9 protein-coding genes are annotated in these 6,725 nt (G+C 52.9%); 3 read left to right on the top strand and 6 right to left on the bottom strand.

Going from position 1 to position 6,725, the window contains the following annotated elements:
* Positions 1-16: 16 nt before the first annotated feature.
* The gene (locus tag Q0R23_RS05265; protein ID WP_293911122.1) at positions 17-202 is read left to right on the top strand and encodes a hypothetical protein; all 186 of its coding nucleotides are present in this window, start codon (positions 17-19) and stop codon (positions 200-202) included.
* A gap of 168 nt (positions 203-370) precedes the next feature.
* Here Q0R23_RS05265 and Q0R23_RS05260 read toward each other — a convergent pair whose 3' ends face one another.
* Both Q0R23_RS05260 and Q0R23_RS05255 read right to left on the bottom strand, forming a co-directional pair.
* Complete coding sequence (locus Q0R23_RS05260; protein ID WP_293911119.1) at positions 371-1,054, bottom strand: ImmA/IrrE family metallo-endopeptidase; 684 nt, start codon at positions 1,052-1,054, stop codon at positions 371-373.
* A 13-nt stretch (positions 1,055-1,067) separates the two neighbouring features.
* Complete coding sequence (locus Q0R23_RS05255) at positions 1,068-1,550, bottom strand: helix-turn-helix transcriptional regulator (RefSeq protein ID WP_293911116.1); 483 nt, start codon at positions 1,548-1,550, stop codon at positions 1,068-1,070.
* Positions 1,551-1,823: 273 nt separating this feature from the next.
* On the opposite strand from Q0R23_RS05255, the gene Q0R23_RS05250 reads away from it, so the two are divergent.
* Positions 1,824-2,351, top strand: a complete 528-nt coding sequence (locus Q0R23_RS05250) for a helix-turn-helix transcriptional regulator (RefSeq protein WP_293911114.1) — start codon at positions 1,824-1,826, stop codon at positions 2,349-2,351.
* A gap of 145 nt (positions 2,352-2,496) precedes the next feature.
* On the opposite strand, the gene Q0R23_RS05245 is transcribed toward Q0R23_RS05250, so the two are convergent.
* From Q0R23_RS05245 to Q0R23_RS05235, 3 genes are all read right to left on the bottom strand, one after another.
* Complete coding sequence (locus Q0R23_RS05245; RefSeq protein ID WP_293911111.1) at positions 2,497-3,114, bottom strand: hypothetical protein; 618 nt, start codon at positions 3,112-3,114, stop codon at positions 2,497-2,499.
* Positions 3,115-3,243: 129 nt separating this feature from the next.
* Positions 3,244-3,954: a hypothetical protein gene (locus tag Q0R23_RS05240; protein ID WP_293911109.1), complete on the bottom strand. Its 711-nt coding sequence runs from the start codon at positions 3,952-3,954 to the stop codon at positions 3,244-3,246.
* 32 nt (positions 3,955-3,986) lie between these two features.
* Positions 3,987-4,631, bottom strand: coding sequence for a phosphodiester glycosidase family protein (locus Q0R23_RS05235; RefSeq protein WP_293911107.1), 645 nt, complete (start codon positions 4,629-4,631; stop codon positions 3,987-3,989).
* Positions 4,632-5,221: 590 nt separating this feature from the next.
* On the opposite strand from Q0R23_RS05235, the gene Q0R23_RS05230 reads away from it, so the two are divergent.
* Positions 5,222-5,677, top strand: a complete 456-nt coding sequence (locus tag Q0R23_RS05230; protein ID WP_293911104.1) for a hypothetical protein — start codon at positions 5,222-5,224, stop codon at positions 5,675-5,677.
* A gap of 59 nt (positions 5,678-5,736) precedes the next feature.
* On the opposite strand, the gene Q0R23_RS05225 is transcribed toward Q0R23_RS05230, so the two are convergent.
* On the bottom strand, positions 5,737-6,243 hold the full coding sequence (locus tag Q0R23_RS05225) for an N-acetylmuramoyl-L-alanine amidase (RefSeq protein WP_293911102.1): 507 nt from the start codon (positions 6,241-6,243) through the stop codon (positions 5,737-5,739).
* Positions 6,244-6,725: the final 482 nt, after the last annotated feature.

Genomic DNA, 6,725 nt, shown 5'->3' with positions numbered 1-6,725 from the left:
CTGAGCAGACTGCGGTATGGACAACTCAACCAAACCCCAGCCCACTCAACCACAGCCCACCAGGCCTGAAACGGCGGCGCAGCGCAGCGGCAGCGCGGATGTCAGCTACGGCGCCAACACCAACCTCTCGCCCGCCGACGTTAGCGACCCCGCCCGGCAGACAGGTGAGAGCAGCGCACCCGACCCGGCTGACGGTTCCTGACCGGGCGCTGCACTACTCTGGAACGGAACTGATCTAGAGCGGTATTAGTATCTCCTTCTAAAGCTTTAGGTTTACCGAGCGGAGCGAGTGAGGATGAAAGTATGTCCTGGCGGGAGTGGAGGGATGAAGCGCTTTTTGCGGAAGCCCGAAACGTTAGCAAAGACATACTTAGTCGGCCACCAGTAGCCCCAGCCCCACCGCAGCGCCCGGCACCCTGAGATGGGTGCCTTCGCTTTGGCCGACGCGAAAGGTGCGCTGCCGAACGCCCGCTTTCGGGATGCTGGCGGGCAGGGCGTCGTATCTCCAGAAGGGAATGGAGAGGTTAAGTTTGGCCACGTCGCTGACGCAGCGACTGGCCGTGCTGACAAAGCCCGCCACTCGCCGCTCCGGCTCGGCGTAGACCAGGCGGCGCAGGGCCGCGCCCAGGCTGACCCGGCCCCCCAGGTGCAGCGCCAGCACGCAGGCGGCGCTCAGGCCGTGCGACTGCTCAGCGGCGTCCAGCACGGGGGCGGGCAGCAGCAGCAACCCGGCGGCGTGGTTGCACCAGGCTTCGATGTGGGGTGCGGCGTCCTCGAAGCTGCCGAAGTGGTGCAGCAACTCGGCTTCGGCGCCGCAAGTTTTGAGCAGCAGGTGGGCGATCTCATGCATGGCGCTGAAGTTCCGGCGGGCGCCGTAGTCCGAGGCGCCCAGGGTAATCAGCGGCGGGTCGCCCCACACCAGCGAGTTGTGCTCGCCCTGCCGGACCCGGATGCCCATGTCGGAGGCCAATCTCCGGAAGTCGGTCTGGTGGCCGTGCGCGGCGTGAACCGCCTCCAGATGGGTGGTGAAGTGCTGGAACAGGTACTCGTCCACTAGTTCGACTCCATCAGCTCGGCCCTGAACCATCAATACGGGGCTTGGTGTAGCGGCGGATAAAACGGTAATAGTCGAGCCAGTCTTCCGGCGTCTCCGGCCCGCCGCCCCGGAAGCGGGCACCGGCCAGGGTCTCCTGCCAGCCGGGGTCGAGCAGTTCGGGGAACTTGTCGCCGTACTCGGAGACGGCCTCACGCAGCGCGGAGGGCATCGTCGGAGTGCTGTCCCCGGTACTCTGGGCCAGGCTCAGACGCAGCGCCGGGGCGATGGCCTCCACGTCCTCGCGGGACAGGCCCAGCAACTCTATGAGCGGCGCAAAGTATTTGCTGCGGCCCAGGTTGACCTTGCCGGTTTCCAGGTAGCTGAGGTAATTGGGGCTGCGCAGACCCACCGCCGCCGCCACCTGTTCCTGACTCAAAGAGCGCTCCTCGCGCCGAGCGCGCAGCAAGGCACCCGCCTCGGCAGGCGGTAAGGCAGTTAGGGCCGGGGCGGACATAACACTCATCGTAAACCCAAGAGCCGGTGTGAACAAGTTCGCTTGCTAACTTAATACGTATGGTATATACTGTGTTACGTCAAGAGCAGAATCAGCCTCGGTGTCTCGGCTCGGAATTTTGTCTGAGCTAGATGAGTAGACCCCTTTCCAGACGCGATTTGCCCTGCCAACTGAACACCGACTGGCCCCACCGACGCCCATTGTTCGGGACGCTGGGCGCCTTCCCGTATCCAGACCTTCATAGCAGTATGAAGTCCATCGAAGGAGGATGATATGGCTACAAATTCCTCACAGCTACAGGTCGTGGGCGATCAACTGTTGGTTGCCCATCTGCTCGAAGAAGCGCTGCGCCAACGCGTACCCGATTGCTCCAGTATGCAACTCATACTGGACATTCCCTTCGGTTTCGCCGCCCGGACTGTCACACCTGAGATGGCATGGAAGTGTTTCATCTTGACTGAGAACGCTTGCGCTGAATATCTGGATGATCTGTGGAATATGAACATTGTTGGGCTGGCCTGCAACATTCACACCTTGACGGCACTGGTTGAGCTGCTCTGCCAAGCAAGCTCTGGCGAGCGGGTCCGCTTCACACCCACCGAACGTTCGCCGCTCACGAAAGGGGAGGCTGAGCTGTTTCGACTCGTGGCGCGAGGACTGAGCAACAAAGAGATCGCACGTCAGCTTGATTTGGCCCTGCCGACGGTCCAGAACGGGTTAACTCGTGTGTTTCAGAAATTGGGCGTAGAGGGGCGCGGGGAGGCGATACTGATATATTGGGGCGTAGCAAGAGAAGAATGACATGCAATTAGTCTCTAACCTCAATACTTTTGAGGTCCATGACACATGGCTTTTTTTCCTTAAATGCCAAGAGCAATATGAGTCTCAAGATATTATTTATTAATCGAGGCATTAAATTAATGGTTACTGCCAATTTTACCTTTATTTATTTTTCAAGTAGGATTTGGTCTAAAAGTGATTTCATTTCTCGGACAGCGTGTAGTCTGTTTAGATTTACAACAGTTACTTGAGCAAATATCTGCGAGTTGCGGTAATCAGCGGTACATGTTTGGCGAACTACTTGACGAATCGCCGGATAGTCTTCCATGATTATGTTGACAGGGAGGCACTGGCTAAACATAACGCCCCTTTTATACTCTTCTTGTCTAAACTTTAGTCTAGAAATTTTTGACTTCCACTCGTTGAACGCGGAGTCCCCACCGTCCCAGCGACCCACCGTCATAGCAATCGCTCTTCCTTGTTTGATGTTGCGCGGTTTGACTATGTTTTGCACAAATATTGATAAGGCAGCTTTCCCTTTTACTCCTTCCAGAGCTTGCTCAGAAGTCCAAACTCCAATCGGGTCAAATCCTACGGGAGCCTTGCTGGGGAGCGCAAGGTTTACATATTTAGAGGCACTTTCAAGTGTGGCTGTCCGAAACGATCTCTGCATATCGGGATATGGGCTAGCGAAGAGGTGGTATATCAGCGTCTCAAAGGTTGGGAGAGGGGGATGTGCTGCTGCGAGGGTCATCGCCACTTGCGCCCATATTAGAGTGGTCATCTCCTAAATTAAACTCCAGAGACAAATGAGAAAAAGGAGATGACAGGATCGTTCCGAACGTCTATCAGGTGATGCCAAATTATATCTAATTTGTGTGAATTGGTCATCTAATTTAAACATTACAGCCATTTAAGGATGAATGAGCAACCAATTCCGCTTTAGTTCAGCAATTGCGCGATTTTCATTTAAATTAATAGCAGAGACTTCTATAAATAGACTCGCTGTTCTGAGTTGTGCTTGACAATAACTTGAGACGGTCGGTTTTAATACAGGATAGTCTTCTAAAACGACATTGTTGCCTCCACAACGGCTGAAAACTATTCCCCCGTGCCAACGAGCTGATTTATATGAAGCTTGCTTGAGTTGATCCTGAAACTTAGATAATGTTTTCGGAGAACCTGACCAACGTCCTACAACGATAGCGAAGCCTTCCCCCTGGTCACCTTTCAGTGCAACACGCATTCTGCGAGTATGAATAATGAGTGCAGCAGGCGACAATGCCGGGTCAGGTCGCACTGCACGTTCGGAAAGTGCGCGGTCTGTCGTCCATACACCAAGCTGAGTAAAGCCAGATGGAGGTTTAGGTGGAAGAGGTAACCGGACTTTAGCCGCCGCAACCTGAGGGGTGCTGGTAACAAAATCCCGCGACAAATCAGCATATGGACTAGCAAAAAGCGTATACATAATGCTATCGAAGGTAATAGGAATACTAGAAGAAGTTGTCGCTGAGGACGACTCTGACCAAGTGGCAAACCCCAAAGTGATGCAACCTACAATTGACTTGATGAATTTTTTAGCCATAGTTTTATTTTGCACACGAGGAATGAGAACCGCACTCATAAAAGATATTTTTTATGAGTGCGGTTTGGAATCTACGCTAGCGTACTCACTACAGTATAAGCAGTCAGAGCAACCGGAATGACATGTACCGATCTAACATCCGTACCGTAAAGTTTGTTAGTGGCCTCCAAGTATAATTGTGCAGATGAACCGCCATCTCCGGTAATCACGTCAGTGCATCCCAAACTCTTCATATACCCTGCGAGATCAGTAAGATTGATGGAGTCTCGATAAGCGAGAACAAAATCGCCACTTGCATCTACTCCTAAACAAGTTCTCTGGCGGCCAATAGTAGGCTCAAGTTGAGATTTTGTATACTTGCTCCAAGTAACGTCTGAAAATTTTCCTCCCAATACGATAATAGGACCCGCAGCCATACTCCAAACGAGACTAGAGGCTTGATTGCTCGCGGTAGATTCATCGTGAAATACCACCGAACCATTACTACTCAAGCTAACTGCGTCAAGGTTTTTGCCTGTACCACCATTCTTTTTAGTACCATCAATAATTAGTTGTCCGATTAAATTACCTGAAGGAAGATCGTAGAACATAAAATTCGATCCGGCTATGGCACTATCGGACTTCACAAAGGATGGGACATTCCGACGCCCTGCGTCGCTGGGATCTCCAGAGTAGCGAATTTTAAAATTAGCGCGGGGGATTTTGATTGCTGGCATTTACTGCTCCTTACTACTGCTGAATTTGAAGTGGCCACTTCTGAAATAAGTATGCCTTAAACATATTCCCATGCCTAGATTGTTTTATACCGTAATTTCAGTGCAACCTACCGGTAGGTTTCTCCCCTGCCAAGCTGACTCTTCCCCTGCTGGTGGCTGTCACATGGGCCACGCATCTTGAGGAGTCGTTTGAAAGCCCGGCTGGCCGATCTGCTTCTGCTCGCGCTGTAGGCCGCGCTGCCGAACTGGTGTGACCTGCTGAAGCGCGGCAATGGGCGCTATTGACGAAAGCCGAAGGGGCCATGCTCCGGTTAGTGTTCAGGAGGCTGGTTAACCAGGGAGTTAACCGTGAACTTGGGATTGCCGGTCAGACCGTGTGCAACGGGCTCGCACGGGTTTTTTAGAAACTGGACCTGCGCGAACGCAACCGAGCCGTCACATACCACTGGGAGCTCAACAACGCAACCAGTACAGGTCTGTAAAATGAATTTTTTCAGACATCAACAGCGGTCTTCTCACCTCACCGTCAGGTTTAGTCCTTACAGTTGAAGCGTATGAGACAAACGGGCTTTCGCGTTACCTTACTAATTATGGCCGGAAGCCTACTGCTCCCAGTCAAAGCGGGCAGCTCAACTCCCATCACCGACGGAACGTACATTGGTTGGGCAAGCCAGAAGCCAATCAGTATGGCCGTGATAGCGACCCCCACAGGCGTATATGGCGTCATTGGTAGTGATGAATTCAAGGAAACATCCAAACCTATTTCTGTTAGAGTAACGTATATTTACCAGTCAGAACGCTGTGACGAGAGAAACTGTCAGGTTTTAGGCTATAAGACACACATTCTTAAACAGGGGTACAAAGGTTATATAGGATATATTTTTATGTCCAATCGTTTGATTCTCAAATTAGACGATCAAGAGAAGAATCTTGAAAAGCAAGGTCGCATGCGGTATGGCAAGCAATATTATATGACAAGTTATGACGTTACTGTTTTTTTTAGTAACGGACAATCCTTTAAAAAACGTTTAGTCGGCTTGTTTTAACGTGCTAGCATATACACAAAAAGCAGGGGCCATACAGCCCCTGCTTTTTGTAGAAATCGTTACTTGCCGAGGAAGTCAGAGATCGCGTTCGCTGCGGGCTGAACCCTGGCAATGCGCTCGTCACGGGTATAAAAACGGGTCGGCCCCACTTCGATGAGGATCGAAGGCCCCGTTGTAAAATCAGCAATATACAGGCGGCCAAAGCGAGACTCAGTCATGCTGCGAACTGGAATTCCGCCCATATAGGAAGCGACTTTGTTCGCCAAACGGATGCTGGTTTCCTTATCATCGTGATAAACCAAAGCCCTGCCATCAGCCGTGTCGTGGTGAACAGAGACGAAAATAGCGGCACCTTCACGAATTCCCTGTGCGGTTCGTGCGTTCAGTTCAGGATAGACATCTGTGGTGCGAGTATAGGCCGTCGTTACATTGCGTTGCTGAAGATAAAAATTTAGACTGGATGCAGCATCAAGATTTAGATTCTTCTCTAGAATACCACTGGCAGAATTCACGGCACCAGAATCTTTACCACCGTGTCCAGGGTCGATCAAAACGTCGTAAGCCATAAGAGTACTCCTTTAGTAGATACGGTGACAGGCGGAATATTTTTCGTCAAACGTAGAAGCGGCCACTTCTGAACCAAGTATGCTCCCAGCATATTTCCATGTCTAGAATGTTTTCTACCGTAATTTCAGTGCAACCTACCGGGAGGTTTCTTCCTGCCAATCAGACTCCTCCCGTATGGCGCCTGCTGCTGCACGGACCGCACGTCTGGAAGGCCCGCCTGACCGATCTATTGCTGAGCGCCGTGTCCGGCAGCCTGGTGGCGCTGCTGCTGCCCGCGCTGTGGAACGTCTCGCTGAACCTGAGCGCCGCCGGACTGCTGGGCTTCGCTGCGGGCGCGGTGTGGGGACCGCGTGGGCTGTGGCGACTGGCGGGACTGGTGAGCCTCAAAGCCACTGTAACCAGGCGCACTCCATCCCCGGGGGCCGGGGGGGGGGGGGGGGGGGGGGGGGGGGGGGGGGGGGGGGGGGGGGGGGGGGGGGGG

Origin of the sequence: Deinococcus sp., from assembly GCF_025362455.1 — a bacterium.
In the GTDB taxonomy this organism is placed as follows: Bacteria; Deinococcota; Deinococci; order Deinococcales; family Deinococcaceae; genus Deinococcus.
The sequence above is the reverse complement of the archived record's forward strand: the minus strand, read 5'-3'. Positions and strand labels throughout refer to the sequence as shown.

What these genes read in the sequence shown, in the direction of transcription:
- Q0R23_RS05235 (WP_293911107.1), bottom strand. Translation starts at nt 4,631, where the DNA reads ATGCCAGCAATCAAAATCCCCCGCGCTAATTTTAAAATTCGCTACTCT.
- Q0R23_RS05225 (WP_293911102.1), bottom strand. Translation starts at nt 6,243, where the DNA reads ATGGCTTACGACGTTTTGATCGACCCTGGACACGGTGGTAAAGATTCT.
- Q0R23_RS05250 (WP_293911114.1), top strand. Translation starts at nt 1,824, where the DNA reads ATGGCTACAAATTCCTCACAGCTACAGGTCGTGGGCGATCAACTGTTG.
- Q0R23_RS05245 (WP_293911111.1), bottom strand. Translation starts at nt 3,114, where the DNA reads ATGACCACTCTAATATGGGCGCAAGTGGCGATGACCCTCGCAGCAGCA.
- Q0R23_RS05265 (WP_293911122.1), top strand. Translation starts at nt 17, where the DNA reads ATGGACAACTCAACCAAACCCCAGCCCACTCAACCACAGCCCACCAGG.
- Q0R23_RS05230 (WP_293911104.1), top strand. Translation starts at nt 5,222, where the DNA reads ATGGCCGGAAGCCTACTGCTCCCAGTCAAAGCGGGCAGCTCAACTCCC.
- Q0R23_RS05240 (WP_293911109.1), bottom strand. Translation starts at nt 3,954, where the DNA reads ATGAGTGCGGTTCTCATTCCTCGTGTGCAAAATAAAACTATGGCTAAA.
- Q0R23_RS05255 (WP_293911116.1), bottom strand. Translation starts at nt 1,550, where the DNA reads ATGTCCGCCCCGGCCCTAACTGCCTTACCGCCTGCCGAGGCGGGTGCC.